At 65.5% G+C, this 15,322-nt stretch carries 14 protein-coding genes; 9 read left to right on the top strand and 5 right to left on the bottom strand.

Going from position 1 to position 15,322, the window contains the following annotated elements; all coding sequences use genetic code 11:
• Positions 1-91: 91 nt before the first annotated feature.
• The gene (glnA, locus tag AC1DYU_RS04200) at positions 92-1,501 is read left to right on the top strand and encodes a type I glutamate--ammonia ligase (RefSeq protein WP_158482650.1); all 1,410 of its coding nucleotides are present in this window, start codon (positions 92-94) and stop codon (positions 1,499-1,501) included.
• Between the two features lie 135 nt (positions 1,502-1,636).
• Here glnA and AC1DYU_RS04195 read toward each other — a convergent pair whose 3' ends face one another.
• Entirely contained in the window at positions 1,637-3,067 is a 1,431-nt protein-coding gene (locus tag AC1DYU_RS04195) for a TIGR03808 family TAT-translocated repetitive protein (protein ID WP_476790534.1), read from the bottom strand.
• Between the two features lie 43 nt (positions 3,068-3,110).
• Here AC1DYU_RS04195 and AC1DYU_RS04190 point away from each other — a divergent pair, with 43 nt between their 5' ends.
• Positions 3,111-3,944 (top strand): FkbM family methyltransferase, encoded by an 834-nt coding sequence (locus tag AC1DYU_RS04190; protein ID WP_476790533.1) that lies wholly within the window; start codon positions 3,111-3,113, stop codon positions 3,942-3,944.
• A 4-nt stretch (positions 3,945-3,948) separates the two neighbouring features.
• Here the strand turns inward: AC1DYU_RS04190 and AC1DYU_RS04185 are convergent, their stop codons facing one another.
• Positions 3,949-5,169, bottom strand: coding sequence for a glycosyltransferase family 4 protein (locus tag AC1DYU_RS04185; protein WP_476790532.1), 1,221 nt, complete (start codon positions 5,167-5,169; stop codon positions 3,949-3,951).
• Positions 5,170-5,238: 69 nt separating this feature from the next.
• The gene (locus tag AC1DYU_RS04180) at positions 5,239-5,559 is read right to left on the bottom strand and encodes a hypothetical protein (RefSeq protein WP_476790531.1); all 321 of its coding nucleotides are present in this window, start codon (positions 5,557-5,559) and stop codon (positions 5,239-5,241) included.
• Positions 5,560-5,716: 157 nt separating this feature from the next.
• On the opposite strand from AC1DYU_RS04180, the gene parE reads away from it, so the two are divergent.
• The 3 genes from parE (at position 5,717) to AC1DYU_RS04165 (ending at position 9,469) form a co-directional block, all read left to right on the top strand.
• A complete protein-coding gene (gene parE / locus AC1DYU_RS04175) occupies positions 5,717-7,864 on the top strand; it encodes a DNA topoisomerase IV subunit B (protein ID WP_476790530.1) in 2,148 nt (715 codons plus the stop codon).
• 198 nt (positions 7,865-8,062) lie between these two features.
• Complete coding sequence (locus AC1DYU_RS04170) at positions 8,063-8,974, top strand: LysR family transcriptional regulator (protein WP_476790529.1); 912 nt, start codon at positions 8,063-8,065, stop codon at positions 8,972-8,974.
• Positions 8,975-9,208: 234 nt separating this feature from the next.
• Positions 9,209-9,469 carry a hypothetical protein gene (locus AC1DYU_RS04165; protein ID WP_476790528.1) on the top strand — a complete coding sequence of 87 codons (261 nt, stop codon included), beginning with the start codon at positions 9,209-9,211 and terminating at the stop codon, positions 9,467-9,469.
• Positions 9,470-9,487: 18 nt separating this feature from the next.
• On the opposite strand, the gene AC1DYU_RS04160 is transcribed toward AC1DYU_RS04165, so the two are convergent.
• On the bottom strand, positions 9,488-10,183 hold the full coding sequence (locus AC1DYU_RS04160; RefSeq protein WP_476790527.1) for an alpha/beta fold hydrolase: 696 nt from the start codon (positions 10,181-10,183) through the stop codon (positions 9,488-9,490).
• A 162-nt stretch (positions 10,184-10,345) separates the two neighbouring features.
• On the opposite strand from AC1DYU_RS04160, the gene AC1DYU_RS04155 reads away from it, so the two are divergent.
• Positions 10,346-11,941 (top strand): DEAD/DEAH box helicase, encoded by a 1,596-nt coding sequence (locus AC1DYU_RS04155; RefSeq protein ID WP_476790526.1) that lies wholly within the window; start codon positions 10,346-10,348, stop codon positions 11,939-11,941.
• Positions 11,942-12,124: 183 nt separating this feature from the next.
• Positions 12,125-13,180 (top strand): GGDEF domain-containing protein, encoded by a 1,056-nt coding sequence (locus tag AC1DYU_RS04150; protein ID WP_476790525.1) that lies wholly within the window; start codon positions 12,125-12,127, stop codon positions 13,178-13,180.
• A 48-nt stretch (positions 13,181-13,228) separates the two neighbouring features.
• Here AC1DYU_RS04150 and AC1DYU_RS04145 read toward each other — a convergent pair whose 3' ends face one another.
• Positions 13,229-13,615: a HesB/IscA family protein gene (locus tag AC1DYU_RS04145; RefSeq protein ID WP_476790524.1), complete on the bottom strand. Its 387-nt coding sequence runs from the start codon at positions 13,613-13,615 to the stop codon at positions 13,229-13,231.
• A 190-nt stretch (positions 13,616-13,805) separates the two neighbouring features.
• Here AC1DYU_RS04145 and AC1DYU_RS04140 point away from each other — a divergent pair, with 190 nt between their 5' ends.
• Positions 13,806-14,882, top strand: a complete 1,077-nt coding sequence (locus AC1DYU_RS04140; RefSeq protein ID WP_476790523.1) for a malate/lactate/ureidoglycolate dehydrogenase — start codon at positions 13,806-13,808, stop codon at positions 14,880-14,882.
• Positions 14,883-14,907: 25 nt separating this feature from the next.
• Positions 14,908-15,270, top strand: a complete 363-nt coding sequence (locus tag AC1DYU_RS04135) for an MmcQ/YjbR family DNA-binding protein (protein WP_476790522.1) — start codon at positions 14,908-14,910, stop codon at positions 15,268-15,270.
• The last annotated feature ends 52 nt before the right edge of the window (positions 15,271-15,322 follow it).

Raw genomic sequence — 15,322 nt, 5'->3', positions numbered from 1 at the left:
GGGCTCATCCCGACCCGAGATCGGCGTCCCGGCGGTCAGGCGACCCCGCGGATCGTATGAGTTGAGAAACGACCATAAGAGGAATGCTGAGATGAAGAACGCCAAGGATGTCCTCAAGGCGATCAAGGACAACGACGTCAAATATGTCGATTTCCGCTTCACTGACCCGCGCGGCAAGTGGCAGCATGTGACGTTCGACATCACCATGATCGATGAGGACATCTTCGCCGAAGGTACGATGTTCGACGGTTCCTCGATCGCCGGCTGGAAGGCGATCAACGAGTCCGACATGCTGCTGATGCCCGACCCGACGACCGCCGTCATGGACCCGTTCTTCTCGGCGGCGACCATGGTCATCACCTGCGACGTGCTCGAGCCGGCCACCGGCGAGCCCTATGGCCGCGATCCGCGCGGCATCGCCAAGAAGGCCGAGGCCTATCTCAAGTCCACCGGCGTGGGCGACACCTGCTATGTCGGTCCGGAAGCCGAGTTCTTCGTCTTCGACGACGTCAAGATTTCCGCCGACCCCTACGATACCGGCTTCAAGCTCGACAACGTCGAGCTGCCGATCAACGGCTCGACCGAATATGAGGGCGGCAATCTCGGCCACCGCATCGCCACCAAGGGCGGTTACTTCCCCGTCCCGCCGCAGGATTCGGCGCAGGACATGCGCGGCGAAATGCTGGCGGCCATGGCGGCCATGGGCGCCAAGGTCGAGAAGCACCACCACGAGGTCGCCTCGGCCCAGCACGAACTCGGCCTGAAGTTCGACACCCTGACCCACATGGCCGACACCATGCAGGTCTACAAATATGCGATCCACAACGTCGCGCAGAGCTACGGCAAGACCGCGACCTTCATGCCGAAGCCGATCTATGGCGACAACGGCTCGGGCATGCACGTCCACCAGTCGATCTGGAAGGGTGGCAAGCCGATCATGGCCGGCAACAAATACGCCGACCTGTCGCAGGAGTGCCTCTGGTACATCGGCGGCATCATCAAGCACGCCAAGTCCCTGAACGCCTTCACCAACCCCTCGACCAACTCCTACAAGCGCCTGGTCCCGGGCTATGAGGCTCCTGTGCTGCTCGCCTATTCGGCGCGCAACCGCTCGGCCTCCTGCCGTATTCCGTGGACGAACTCGCCCAAGGCCAAGCGCGTCGAGGTCCGCTTCCCCGATCCGATGGCGAACCCCTATCTCGCCTTCTCCGCCCTGCTGATGGCCGGCCTCGACGGCATCATCAACAAGATCGATCCGGGCCCGGCGATGGACAAGGATCTCTACGACCTGCCCCCGCGCGAGTTGAAGAAGATCCCGACCGTCTGCGGTTCGCTGCGCGAGGCGCTCGAGAACCTGAAGAAGGACAACGCCTACCTGAAGGCCGGCGGCGTCTTCAACGACGACTTCATCGAGAGCTATATCGAACTCAAGATGCAGGACGTGATGCGTTTCGAGATGACGCCTCACCCGGTCGAGTTCGCCATGTACTACTCCTACTGAGGATTTCGGCTGGCCGAACGGCCGGCTGCGAGTTTCCTCCCGACCGCGTTCCGCGCGGTCCACCTGACCAACCGGGGCGGCGACGCCCCGGTTTTTTTGTTTGCGGATGGGACGCTTGCTCGCAAATGATCCGGCTTAGGAGGCGCGGTTATCGACGATGAGGATTTGACCTGATCCACCTGCGGTTTGGGCTGCAAGATTGGCGTTGTAGCTGACCAGCGGCGGGATAAGCGCGATCGTCGAAGCCGAGACGATGGCATTGTTCCCGGCGCCGGAAATGATGTTGTTGCTGATCACCATCTTGCCGGCGGCAGCGTTCGACGAGAACGCGATGCCGACACCACAATCGCGGATCAGGTTGCCGTCGCAGACAAGATCCCGCGCGCCTTGCGCCACGCCAAGCTTGATGCCGCCTGCCGCCTCTTCGATGATGTTGCCGCCGATGACGGAATCCTGCTCCGCCGTAATTCCGATAGCGGCCGTATCGTAGTTTCCGAGACCACCGGAGCCCGGAATGGTTGTGACGGTGAGGTTTCTGAGCTGATTTCCCATAACGACGGAACGCCGCGCGACACCGTCGCCGAAATACCCGGAATTGCCGATATTGATACCGTCGCCCGCCGTATCCACCCTGTTGTTGACGATGGTCACGCCGGTTCCGTTCTGACCGGCTCCCGGGGCTTCGAAGTAGAGGCTCGCCTCGCGGATATTCCAGCAGCTGTTGCCCTCGATGAGCGCTCGTGAGGCGCCGTTCACGCGCACAGCCGAGAAAGCACAATTGAAGATGGTGTTTCTGCTGACGGAGACGTCGTTGGCGAGATACACAGCCACGCCGTTGCCGTTGGCGCCCGTGCCGTAGTCGCTGGCAACGAAATTGATGAAGTTGTCGCGCACGGCCGACAGATTGCCGCCACTGCCAATCGTGCCGAAAATCATGATCGCATTGTTCTTGGCGCCGATGATGCGGCAGCCCTCCACGAGCGTCTCGGAGCTGAACGTCCAGAGCCCGACATCGACATTGTCGAAGTTGCATTCCTGGACGAGCGGCCGGGAGTCGTTCACGCAGAGCAACCCGGCCTTGTAGGACCCGGCTGGCTCGCTACCGGCCTTGACCGTGTTGCGGAATGTACAGCCCCGGAAAGTGACGTCCTTGGCGTTGTCGAGTGTCACCAGTCCGGCAGCAGCCGTGATCACGCCGGGAGCGCCATAGGCAGGCAGGGCGAGGTTCTGGCCGTCGAACGCCAGATTACGAAAGCGCATTCCGCTCTGCCCCGCGATACGGAGCCCATAGCTGCCGCCGGTCAGGCGCAGCGTCGCAGTTCCTGCCTGACACGAGACTTCGATACCGCGGCCAGCGCCGTTCGTTGTCAAAATGTCAATGTTGGAGATGTCATAGGTACCGGGCCGTACCTGAAGCGGCTTTCCTGCCGTACGGGCTGCAGTGATTGCAGTGCCGATCGCGGCACTGGTAAAGCCCGACGGCGGAGGCGTCGTAGCATCGGCGATTACGACGTCGTCGAACTCACGATATCCAGGCATTGGGTCATCCTTTTGATAGTGGCTCATCAGCCCGGCCATCATGAGGACCTGCGAGACGACGGGGATAAGTATGGGCGCGCTGTCCAGATTGAGAGACCTCGCCATCAAGGCGCTGGTGCGGAGCCAGTGGTCGCAGTTGCGTTCGAACTCGCCTCGTCTCGCCGTGATTCCGCATGAGCATGTCGGCCTGGCGGTCCTGACCAACGGGCTTTACGAGCGCGAAGAGCTCGATTGCCTGACCCAGATGATCGACAGTCAGGGGTTGGGCGCTGGGACCTGCCTCGATATTGGAGCCAATATCGGTAATCACGCCGTGATCTGGTCAAGACTGTTCGAACAGGTGGTCTGTTTCGAGCCCAATCCGCACATGAGCGCGATCCTGCGGGCCAACCTGGCGCTGAACGCCTGTACGAACGTCCATGTCGTCGATGCCGGTCTCGGTACCGAAGATGCCGAATTGCCGTTCTCGTTCCATGAGGACGGCAATGACGGCACCGGAACCTTCGCCAGAGGCAAGGGCGACCTCACCTTGCCGGTGCGCCAGGGCGACAGCCTGCTCGATCAGCTCGATGTGCTCCGTGGCCGCACGATCAGCTTCGTCAAATGCGATGTCGAAGGGTTTGAGCACGCCGTCTTCCAGGGACTGGAGCGGATGCTGAAAGCGCACCGTCCGGTCATTGCTTTCGAGAGCAATTCGTTTGATCTCGGAGAGCAGGCCTGGAGCGTGCTGCGCAGCTGTGGCTACGATCACCTTCACGCATTGCGGCACAATGCCTCGGAAGCCTCACCGATCCTGCGTGAACTGACCCGGCTGGTATCCGGTCATCGCTGCTGGATCGAGGCCATCGACCAGCCACCGCCTCACGCAGCGAACCTGATTGCGGCGACCCGTAAACTGGGCTGATGCCTCAGGCTGCTACGGCCTTGGCCCCGCGAAAAGCATCGAGCAGGCGCCCGACGTGACGCTCAAGCGTCAGAGGATGGCTCCAATAGGTCTCATGGGCAGCCCGGCCAAGACGCCTCGCCACAGCATCATCGGAAAGCGCCACCAGACTGCTCGTCAAAGCCGCGAGATCGGAGGCGGGAACGACGAAGCCCGTCAGCCCGTCTGCTACCCGCTCGGCAGCCCCCATGCTGCGCGCCAGAACCGCCGGCACGCCCTGCGCCATCGCCTCCATGACCGTCAATGGCCCCGTTTCATACCAAAGCGACGGCGCGACGAGGCAGCGGGCGGCGCGCAGCTCTTCCGTGACCGCACTGCTCGAAACCCATCCGGCGAAGCTCGCCTGCGGATTGAGCCGCGAGATCTCAGCCTTGATCTCCACCTCCCCATCTCCGACGAGCCGCAAAGGCATGCCGGCGGCACGCGTGGCTTCGGCCAGTTGCAGAACACCCTTCTCCTGCGTGAACCGCCCCAGGAACAGCGCATGCCGGTTCGCCGCGACATCCGCCGGCGGGCGCTTCTGCGCCTCCATCATGTTTTCGACCACGACATGACGCGCGGTCTTCGGCAGGAAGGGCTCGGCGAAGCGTCGCGCGAAATCGCTGACATGGATGAAGAGCGGCGCCTTGAGGCCGCGCATCGCCTCGTCCGAGCGCCATTGCCGGGCGACGCGCACCAGCTTGTGAACGTATGAGGCGCGGTCGCAATGGCTGGCGATGCAGCTAACCGACATCGGTTCGCGCGTGCACGGCGTGCCGGCTCTGAAATCAAAATAGCCGCCGACGGGGCAAAACGAGAAATAGTCGTGCATGGTGATCGCAACCGGCAAACCGCTCTCGCCCGCCGCCGCGATCGCGGCCGGGCTGAAAGCCTTGGTCCATTGATGCAGATGCACCAGGGTTCCGACCGGCTGGCGCGACAGCAGGGCGCTCAGGAAGGCATGGGCCGGGGCATTCCAGATGCCCTGACGCGCGGCGGCAAACTTGCTGCCAACCTTCCAGATCTCCTCGCCGCTAAACATCTCGACCTGAATGCGGGGATGATCGAGCCGCTCCGAGACGGGACCGATGGCGCAGGCGAAGACGATCTCGACGCCGGCCTCGGCCAAACCGCGCGCGCTCTCGATCGCGACCTTGGCCGCGCCGCCGTTGACGGACGCAAAGTCGCTGATGATGACGACACGCATGGCGAAGATTCTCCGCCGCCGAGCGTAGAGCGCAATCGTTGATTTTCTACGCAGATAGGGCTGTCGCGCTCAGCGCGGGCTCAGCGCTGCAAGCCCGACGACGGCGACCAGAGCGGCCAGAAGCCAGGCGGTCCAGCTCGGAAACACCGTCATGCCGTGACGATGCGACAGCGGTGCCGCCTCTTCATGGCCAAAGGCCTCGCCGGCAAGACGCGCAGCCCGTTCAAGGCCGGCCACTCTGACGCTCGGAACCAACGCACCATACGCCACGACGTTATCCCCCCATTTTTCGGCGATCATAGCAGCCGGCGGCGCGCCGCCCAGCCCTTCGATCGTTGCATGCAGTCTGCGCTCGGCAGCATTAATGCGAGCTGAAGGGTTCGGTTCCATCGACACCCCTTTGCGGAGTCGCGTGACGGCAGGATGACGGAAACGGAAAAGCAGCCGGTTCCCTCGCCGCGCCCGTGCCTGTAGGAAGAGCCGCAGCGCGGCTTCGCCGCATCTGGGCTATGATTTCAAGTCGCGAATCACAGGACCTGCGGACACGATGGCGGAGAACGGCGATCTATTCGGCTCGGAACCGGTGCGGCCGGCGACGGCCCCGCCGCGGACTGCCGCGCCGGGGCCGGTGTCGTCGCGTTCCGAGACTCCGGCCCGCGCCACCCCTGCCCGCCCCGGCACGTCGGGGGGCGATTCGTCGAACAGGCTCGCTCAACCCACGGCGCCCACGCCACCGCGCAACGGCACCCTGTCGGAGACCGGCTACGATGCTTCGGCGATCGAAGTCCTCGAGGGGCTGGAGCCGGTGCGGCGCCGGCCGGGCATGTATATCGGCGGCACCGACGAGCGGGCCTTGCATCACCTCTTCGCCGAGGTGATCGACAACGCCATGGACGAGGCGGTCGCCGGCCATGCCAGCTATATCGATGTCGAAGTGCTCGATGACGGCTCGATCGCGGTGACCGACAACGGCCGCGGCATTCCGGTCGACCCGCATCCGAAATTCCCGGGAAAATCGGCGCTCGAAGTCATCATGACGACGCTGCATGCCGGCGGAAAATTCGACTCGAAGGCCTATGAGACGTCCGGCGGCCTGCATGGCGTTGGCGTCTCCGTCGTGAACGCGCTCTCCGACGATCTCGAGGTCGAGGTCGCGCGCGGCAAGACCCTCTATCGCCAGCGTTTTTCGCGCGGCTTGCCGCTGGGGCCGTTGGAGACGGTGGGTCCGGTCGCCAACCGGCGCGGCACCCGCGTGCGCTTCCACCCCGACGCGCAGATCTTCGGCGAGGGCGCGCATTTCGTGCCGGCGCGGCTGTTCCGGATGGCCCGTTCCAAAGCCTATCTCTTCGGCGGCGTCGAGATTCGCTGGCGCTGCGCCCCTGCCCTGTTGAAGCCCGAGGGCGATGTCGCGGCCGAGGCGGTGTTCCGCTTCCCAGGCGGTCTGCGCGATTATCTCGGCCGCGAGATCGAGGGCAAGGATCTCGTCGCCGAGCCGATTTTCTCCGGCAAGATCACCAAGGACGGCAGCCACGGCTCGCTGGAATGGGCGATCGCCTGGCTCGCCACCGGCGAGGACGGCTTTTCCTCCTCCTATTGCAACACGATCCCGACGCCGGAGGGCGGCACCCATGAACAGGGCCTGCGCATCGCCCTGCTGCGCGGCCTGCGCGACCATGCCGAGCGCATCGGCCAGTCCAAGCGCATGGCGCAGGTCACCTCCGACGACGTGATGGCGACCTGCGCCGCGATGCTTTCGGTCTTCATCCGCGAGCCGGAGTTCCAGGGCCAGACCAAGGACAAGCTCGCCACGGTCGAGGCCTCCCGCATCGTCGAGAACGCGGTTCGCGACGCCTTCGACCACTGGCTCGCCCAAGCGCCCCAGCAGGCGTTGAAGCTGCTCGACTGGTCGGTCGACCGCGCTGATGAGCGCCTGCGCCGCCGGCTCGAAAAGGAGGTCTCGCGCAAGACCGCGACGAAGAAGCTGCGGCTGCCGGGCAAGCTTGCCGATTGCAGCAATGCCGGCGCCGCCGGCTCCGAGATCTTCATCGTCGAGGGCGATTCCGCCGGCGGCTCGGCCAAGCAGGCGCGCAACCGCGCGACGCAAGCCATTCTCCCCTTGCGCGGCAAGATCCTGAACGTCGCCAACGCCACCCGCGACAAGCTCAATGCCAACCAGCAGCTCGCCGATTTGATCCTGGCGCTGGGCTGCGGCATCGGCAGCCAGTTCCGCGAGGACGATCTGCGCTACGAGAAGGTCATCGTGATGACCGACGCCGATGTCGACGGCGCCCATATCGCCTCGCTCCTGGTGACGTTCTTCTGGCGCCAGATGCCGCGGTTGATCGAGAAGGGCCATCTCTATCTCGCCGTGCCGCCACTCTACCGGCTCCAGCATGGCGGCAAGTCGGTCTATGCGCGCAACGACATCCACAAGGACGAGCTGATCGCCTCGGTGTTCAAGGGCAAGAAGCCCGAGATCAGCCGATTCAAGGGCTTGGGCGAAATGATGCCGGCGCAGCTCAAGGAAACCACGATGGACCCGAGCAAGCGCATCCTGCTCAAGGTCATGGTCGATCACGAGTCCCGCGACGAGACCTCCGACACGGTCGAGCGGCTGATGGGCAACAAGCCGGAGGCCCGCTTCCTGTTCATCCAGGAGCGTGCGGCGTTCGCGGGCGAGCTGATCGACCTGTGATGGCTGCGACGTACCCGCAGAGGGCTGCCTACCCCGGCATTCCTGCCGGGTTGGGCGGCAATCCTGCCGGGCTGCCACCGCGAACGGAGACCGGCATGCTGAAGCCATGTCGAACGAACCGCGCCATTCCCCTCGCCAACGCCAGCATGACCGACAAGCGTCCCCCGGCCATCCTTTCCAGTCCTGGCCATTGATCGCATGGGGCAGCCTGCTCCCGCTCCATCTCGACGCGACGGCGATCTGGCAGCGCCGGGCTGGGACGACATCGGCATCTTCCACGCCATCGCCGAGTGTGGCTCGCTGGCCCTGGCGGCGGTCAGGCTCGGCCTGAGCGAAGCCACCATCGCGCGCCGGCTCAAGGCCTTCGAGCGCGAGCTCGGCCTGCTGCTGTTCAGGCGCGGCGCCAATCGCCTGACCTTGACGGCGGCAGGCACCGAGCTCGCCCGCGAAGCCAGCCTGGTCGCAGCTGCGGCCGGGCGCTTTGCCAGTTGCGCGCGTGCCGCGCGGCCGCTGGCCGATGCCCCCGTCCGGGTCACGGCGACCACCTCGATCAGCCTGTTCCTGACCCGGAATGCGACGACGATCTCGGCGGGGGCCGGCGGGGTCGAGCTGGTCATCATCAGCACGCGCGACCGGCTCGACCTGGCGCGCGGCGATGCCGATATCGCGGTGCGGATGCACAAGGTGCCCGACGAGCCCGGCTATTTCGGCCAGAAGGTCGGGCGGCTGGTCCAGGCACTCTATGTCAGGCGCGATGTCGATCCGACGATCGCGCCGATCATTTCGGTCAGCCGCGAGACCTCGTCGCGGATCGACGAGCATATCCTGGCCTTCGCGAAGGGCCGCCCGATCGCGGCGCGTGTCGGCGATTCGGCGGCGCGCTACGAAAGCGTGCGATCGGCCGGGGCCGTCTCGATGGTGCCGTGTTTCATGGGCGATGCCGACGAGGCGCTGCTGCGACTGGCGCCGCCGCCAGACAGGACGGCCGACGAGATTTTCCTGGTGACGCATGAGGTGTCGCGCCAGCGGCCGGCGGTGATCGCGGTGCTGGCAGCGCTGCGCAAGGTCTTTCGCGAGAATCGGGCACGGCTCGAGGGGCAGGTTTCGTGACGTCATCCTGGGCGACCGAAGGCGCCCGGGATCGTCATAGAGTTCTGCGGAGCCTTATGATGGATCCCGGAACTGCGCGGCTACGCCGTTGGTCCAGGATGACGCCGCGTTTCCAAGGAGAATCCTCAAATTCCAAGACCCTGCAGCAACGCTTCGCTAACCATCCTTTTACGGCTGCTGGCGCAGGATGAGTCCGCAGGGCGCCATGTCGCCCTTCTGACGCGGGAGGGCCCGATGCGGCTCATGGATCTGTTCTGGAAGAACGAGCGGGGCACGATGGTCGCCGACATGGCCAAGGCGGCCGCAGCGATCGCGTTCCTTTCAGTGATCGCCGCCAATTTCGTCTCGAGCCAGACGGCGTATTTCGACAAGCAACGCCTCGCCGAAGTCTCAGCTGCAGCGAGCAAGGGCAAGCCGGCCGATCCGATGGTCACGGGCTCGATCCGCAAGGCGATGAGCGAGACCAAGCTCGATCCTTGCGTGGTACCGCGCTAGAGTTTTGCCGCGCTGAGTTCAGCCGAGCCAGGCCAGCAGTTCTGCCGTCACGGCCTCCGGCATCTCGATCGTCGAGAGATGGCCGCAGCCCGGCACCGTCACGAGCCGCGCATGGCCTCCGATTCCGGCCGCAATCTCCTGGGCTTCCGCCGGCGGCGTGATCGCGTCCTCCTCGCCGACCAGAACCAGCGTCGGGACGGCGATCGCGGCCAGGCCGGGCCGCGAATCCGGACGACCCATGATGGCGCGCTGCTGGCGCACAAAGCCGTCCGCGCCGATCCGCTCGGCCATGGCCCGCACCAGCAGCCGCAGCGGCTCGTCGGTTAGCCGGGACGGCGCGACCAGCTTCTGCCAGAGCAGCGTGATGACGTTGTCGAAGGCGCCCTTTTCCGCCAGCGCGATCATCTGCTCGCGCGGCGCGTTGGTCTCCGGCGTCGCCGGCTTGGCGCTGGTGTCGAGCAGGGCCAGCCGCGTCACGCGCTGCGGCGCCTGCCGCATCACCTCGAAGGCGGCATAGCCGCCCATCGACAGCCCGCACAGCGCGAAACGCTCCGGAGCGACCGCAAGCAACCGCGCCACGATCGCCTGGAGGCTCTCGTCGCGGTCATGCTGGGCGACCAGGATCGGGCGGCCCGGTGCGAGCACAGGCCATTGCGGCCCATAGAGGCTGGCATCGCAACTCAGGCCGGGAATCAGGACAAGCGGTTCAGTCATGGGCAGGCAGGCTCCTTGAGGCGCTAGTTTATTGACTTTGCCGTGCTTTTTCTGCATTGCACACGAGTCCGAGGGCGCGCTGGAAAGAGAAGTCGCGCCACCGTTGCGGTCGATAGGTCATCCCGCCACGAGTAACCGACCCTTGAAGAAGCGTAACAATCGATGTCATTCGCCGAACTCGGCCTGAGTGAAAAGGTTCTGACAGCCGTCACGACCGCAGGCTATAGCACCCCTACCCCGATCCAGGCACAGGCCATTCCGCATGTGCTCGCCCGCCGCGACGTCCTGGGCATTGCCCAGACCGGCACGGGCAAGACCGCCGCCTTCACCCTGCCGATGCTGACCATCCTGGAAAACGGCCGCGCCCGTGCCCGGATGCCCCGCACGCTGATCCTCGAGCCGACGCGCGAACTCGCCGCCCAGGTCGAGGAGAATTTCACCCGCTACGGCGTCAACCAGAAGCTCTCGGTGGCGCTTTTGATCGGCGGCGTCTCCTTCGGCGACCAGGACGCCAAGATCACGCGCGGCGTCGATGTCCTGATCGCCACGCCCGGCCGCCTGCTCGATCATGTCGAGCGCGGCAAGCTGCTTTTGACCGGCGTCGAGCTGCTCGTCATCGACGAGGCCGACCGTATGCTCGACATGGGCTTTATCCCCGACATCGAGCGCGTCTGCAAACTCGTTCCGTTCACGCGGCAGACCCTTTTCTTCACCGCGACGATGCCGCCCGAGATTACGCGCATCAGCGAGCAGTTCCTGCACAATCCGATCCGCATCGAAGCATCACGTCCGGCGACCGCCGCCGCGACGATCACGCAGCGGCTGATCGCCTCCAACGGCCAGGATTTCGAGAAGCGCGAGACGCTGCGCAAGCTGATCAAGGAAGCCAAGGACCTGCAGAACGCGATCGTGTTCTGCAACCGCAAGCGCGATGTCGCAACCCTGCACAAATCGTTGCAGAGCCATGGCTTCCCGGCGGTCTCGCTGCATGGCGACATGGACCAGTATGCCCGCATGGCGGCGCTGGAATCCTTCCGCACCGGCGAGATGCCGATCCTGGTCGCCAGCGACGTGGCGGCGCGCGGCCTTGATATTCCGGCCGTCAGCCATGTCTTCAACTATGACGTGCCGACCCATGCCGAGGATTATGTCCACCGCATCGGCCGCACCGGCCGCGCCGGCCGCGAGGGGGCGTCCTTCACCATCGTGACCCGCCATGACGAGAAACTGGTCGTCGCGATCGAGAAGCTGATGGGCCAAGCTATCACCTGGGAAGACGGGCGCGGCCTCGCCGATCTGCCGGCGGGTGCGCCCCGCGAGGAGCGGCCGGCCGGCCGTGGCGGACGCGGCGAGGAACGCCGTTCGGGACGTGGCGGAAGCGGCGGACGGGGTCGCCCCGAGCGCGGCCCGCGCGCCGAGCCCGAAGCCGCGCCGCGCCCGATCCGCGTCGAGCGCCCGGCGTCGGAAGAAGAGGCCGCACCGCGCCGCCGTCGCGCCGCATCGGACGAGCCGACGCGCACCAAGATCCGCGGCGAGGCTGCTGCTCCGGTAGCCGCCGGGGCAGCGCCTGCGGCCAAGGCCGAGCGTGCACCCCGCCCCGAGCGGGCTGCCAGGCCAGAGCGCACAGCCGAGCCGCGCTCGGCACGCCCCGAACGTTCGCCGGAACCGCGCCGTCGCGACGACGATGACGGGCCCAAGGTCAAGGGCCTCGGTGATCATGTTCCCGCCTTCCTGCTGCGCCCTGTTCGCGTCGGATAGATTGCCTTTATCAACGGCATTTTAACCGGCGTTGCGTAGGGTCAGTTGTGGGCGCGGCGGATTTCGCGGCCACGGACGGGCGCATGCCGCCGTTGAGACGGACAGGATGTCCCGCTTCGATTCTCAATCGGGGCTGTCATGGCTAACGCCATGAACCGGCTTCGCGTCCGGACTGTCGATGGCATGAGCGACCACGCGCCTCCCTCCCTGTCGGATGATCTCGCCGAGCGCGTGGTCATGGCGATGCGCGAGCATGGTTCTCCAACCTATCCACGCGCCTTCGAGGTCTGGTACGCCCATCTCAGCGGCGAGATGCCGGCAGTCAGCATGGCGATGAACGCCATCATCGCCGCCAGCGAGGGCAAGGTCGGCGCGGCCGATATCGACACGCTCTATGATCGCTTCATCGGCACGGAGCGCCTGGCGCGCCATGCCGAGCGCACGAGCCTGCAGGTCCTGGGCGAAATCGACGGGCTGATGACGCTGGTCGACAAGGCGCTGGATTCGAGCGAGCGCTACCATGGCCGGCTCTGCGCGATGTCGGAGGACGTGCCGCCCCCCGCCGATCGCCAGAAGCTGCGCGAATGGGTCGAGGCACTGGTGATGTCGACGCGCGAGGAAGTGACGCGCAAGACCAAGCTCGAGGCGCAGCTGCGCGACAGCTCCAACGAGATCCGCAACCTGCGCGAGGCGCTCGAATCGACGCGTGCGGAAGCCCTGACCGATCCGCTGACCGGCCTCGCCAATCGCCGCCATTTCGAGGAGATGCTGCAGAAGTCGATCGATCAGGCGACGCTGCGGCGCGAGCCCTTCGCGCTGGTGATGGCCGATATCGACTTTTTCAAGCAGTTCAACGATGCCCATGGTCATCTGACCGGCGATCAGGTGCTGCGCCTCGTCGCGCGCACGATGAAGGACAAGTTCAAGGACAAGGCCGTGATCACGCGCTTCGGCGGCGAGGAGTTCGCGATCATCCTGCCCGATGCCGACGTCATCGCTGGCAAGTTCGGCGCCGAGACGGTGCGACAGGCTCTACTGACGCGCGAGCTCGTGAAGCGCTCGACCAATGAGAACCTCGGCCGCATCACGATCTCGCTCGGCGTCGCCAGCTATGCCCGCGGCGATACGGCGGCGTCGCTGACCGACCGCGCCGACCAGGCGCTGATGTTGGCAAAGCGCGGCGGCCGCAACCGCACCGTCACCGAGGATGCTATCGAGGCGACGAGCCGCGTCGCCTGATCGAAGCTTTCCACTGCGATCGACGCCTCACAGCAAGCGATCGACTCCTTAATGCGCCGCGACCGCAGCCTCGGCGCGCGGCTTGATCTCGACCGATTCGCCACAACCGCAGGCCGAGACCTGATTGGGGTTGTTGAAGACGAAGGTCGAAGAGAAGCGATCCGTTTTGAAGTCGAGCTCGGTGCCGAGCAGGAACAGCACGGCCTTGGCATCGACGATCACGGTGGCGTCCTTCTCGGTGACGATCTCGTCACCCTTGGCGGCGGCGCGCGCCACCTCGAAGGTGTATTCCATGCCGGCGCAGCCGCCCTTCTTGACGCCGACGCGCAGGCCAAGCGCCGGTTCGTCGCCCGCCGATTGCGCCATGATCTCGCGGATGCGGGCCGCGGCGGCATCCGTCAGCGAAACGACCTTCAGGCCGGGTATCGAAAACATTCCACGTCCTCCCCAGTCGGGTTCAAGGCCCGATGAAGCAAGATTGCAGATGACTACATAAGGATTGCTGAGCGAAAGGTCGAGATGCCGGCGCGCAAGCCGTCCTGCCGGCGCGACATATTGCATGCCCGGCGTGCTCATGCACTGTGACGGCTCGCAAACCGGCACCACCATCTGGCGACGAGATCTCATGGCCTATCGCACGCATCGTCCCGAAACGCTCCGCAGCCTCGTCCAGGACATGATCGTGAAGGCCGGCTGGACGCCGGATGAAGCGCGCGAGACTGCCGAACACCTCGTGCTGGCCAATCTCAGCGGCCATGACAGCCACGGCGTCGGCATGCTGCCGCTGTATTTCCAGTCGCTGGCGGACGGCAACCTGTCGCCGCGCTCGCAGCCAAAGACGCGGCTCGATGCCGCGCCGTTCCTGATCGTCGATGCCCAGGTCTCGCTCGGCCAGCCCGCCGCCCGCAACGCCGTCGAGCAGGCGGCTGCGATGGCGAAAGCCGGCGGCGTCGCGATCCTCAATCTGCTCGATGCCCACCATATCGGCCGCATCGGCCATTATGCGGAAGCCGCAGCCGGGCACGGGCTGATCGCGCTGTTCTGGGTCAATGTCGCTGGCCGCCCGCCGATCGTCGCGCCCTATGCGGCCAAGGAGGCACGCTTCGGCACCAATCCGCATGCGATCGGCATCCCGCTGCCGGGCGGAGACCCGATCATCCTCGATTTCGCCACCAGCCGAATGGCCCATGGCAAGGCCCGCGTGGCGCTCAACAAGGGCGAGCCGGTGCCGCAGGGCTATATCATCGACGGCGAGGGCCGGCCGACGACCGAGCCCAGGCATGTCTTCCAGCATGGTCTCGTCGGCGACGAGGCGCTGGGCGCGCTGCTGCCTTTCGGCGACCACAAGGGCGCCGGCCTGTCGCTGATCGCCGAACTGCTCTCGGCGGGGCTGATGGGCGCCGCGCGCATCGACGAGAAGCCGGCGAAGAGCTGGATCATCAACTCGCTCTTCGGCGTGCTGATCGATCCGGCCCGGCTAGAGCCCGACGCCGATCTCCGCAGGAGCCGGATCGAGAGCTACCTCGCCTTCGTGCGTGCAGCCAAGCCCCAGGACGCGGCCAACCCGGTTCTGGCGCCGGGCGACAAGGAGCGCGCGATGCGGATTGAGAGAGCTGCGACCGGCATTCCGCTCGACGACGAAACCTGGTCGCAGATCAAGGCCGCGGCGGCCGCCCATGGCATCGATGCCGAGAGCTACTGACCCGACAGGAGCGACCGGGACGGCCATGACGCTCGACGACTACAACAATTTCTGCGCCGGTCTCCCAGCCACACATACGGTGGTGCAATGGGGCGGCGCCCATGTCTGGAAGGTCGGCGACAAGGTCTTCGCGATCGCCCGCACGGATGACGGCGTCGCCCTCTCCGTCACCTTCAAATGCTCCTGGGCGAGCTTCGAGATCCTCAAAACACAGCCGGGCCTGCGTCCGGCGCCCTATCTCGCCTCGCGCGGCATGAGCTGGATCCAACGGCTGACCGATGAGAGCATGCCGGACGAGGCCTTGCAGGACTATCTGCGCGAGAGCCATCGGCTGGTGGCGAAGGGGCTGACGAGGCGGGCAAGGGCGGAGCTGGGGCTGGCGCCTTAATCCTTGCCGTCATGCGAGCGAAGCGAAGCAATCCAGGCAGCTCGCTCGACGT

This window comes from Allobosea sp. P2_B12 (assembly GCF_056404835.1).
The sequence above is the reverse complement of the archived record's forward strand: the minus strand, read 5'-3'. Positions and strand labels throughout refer to the sequence as shown.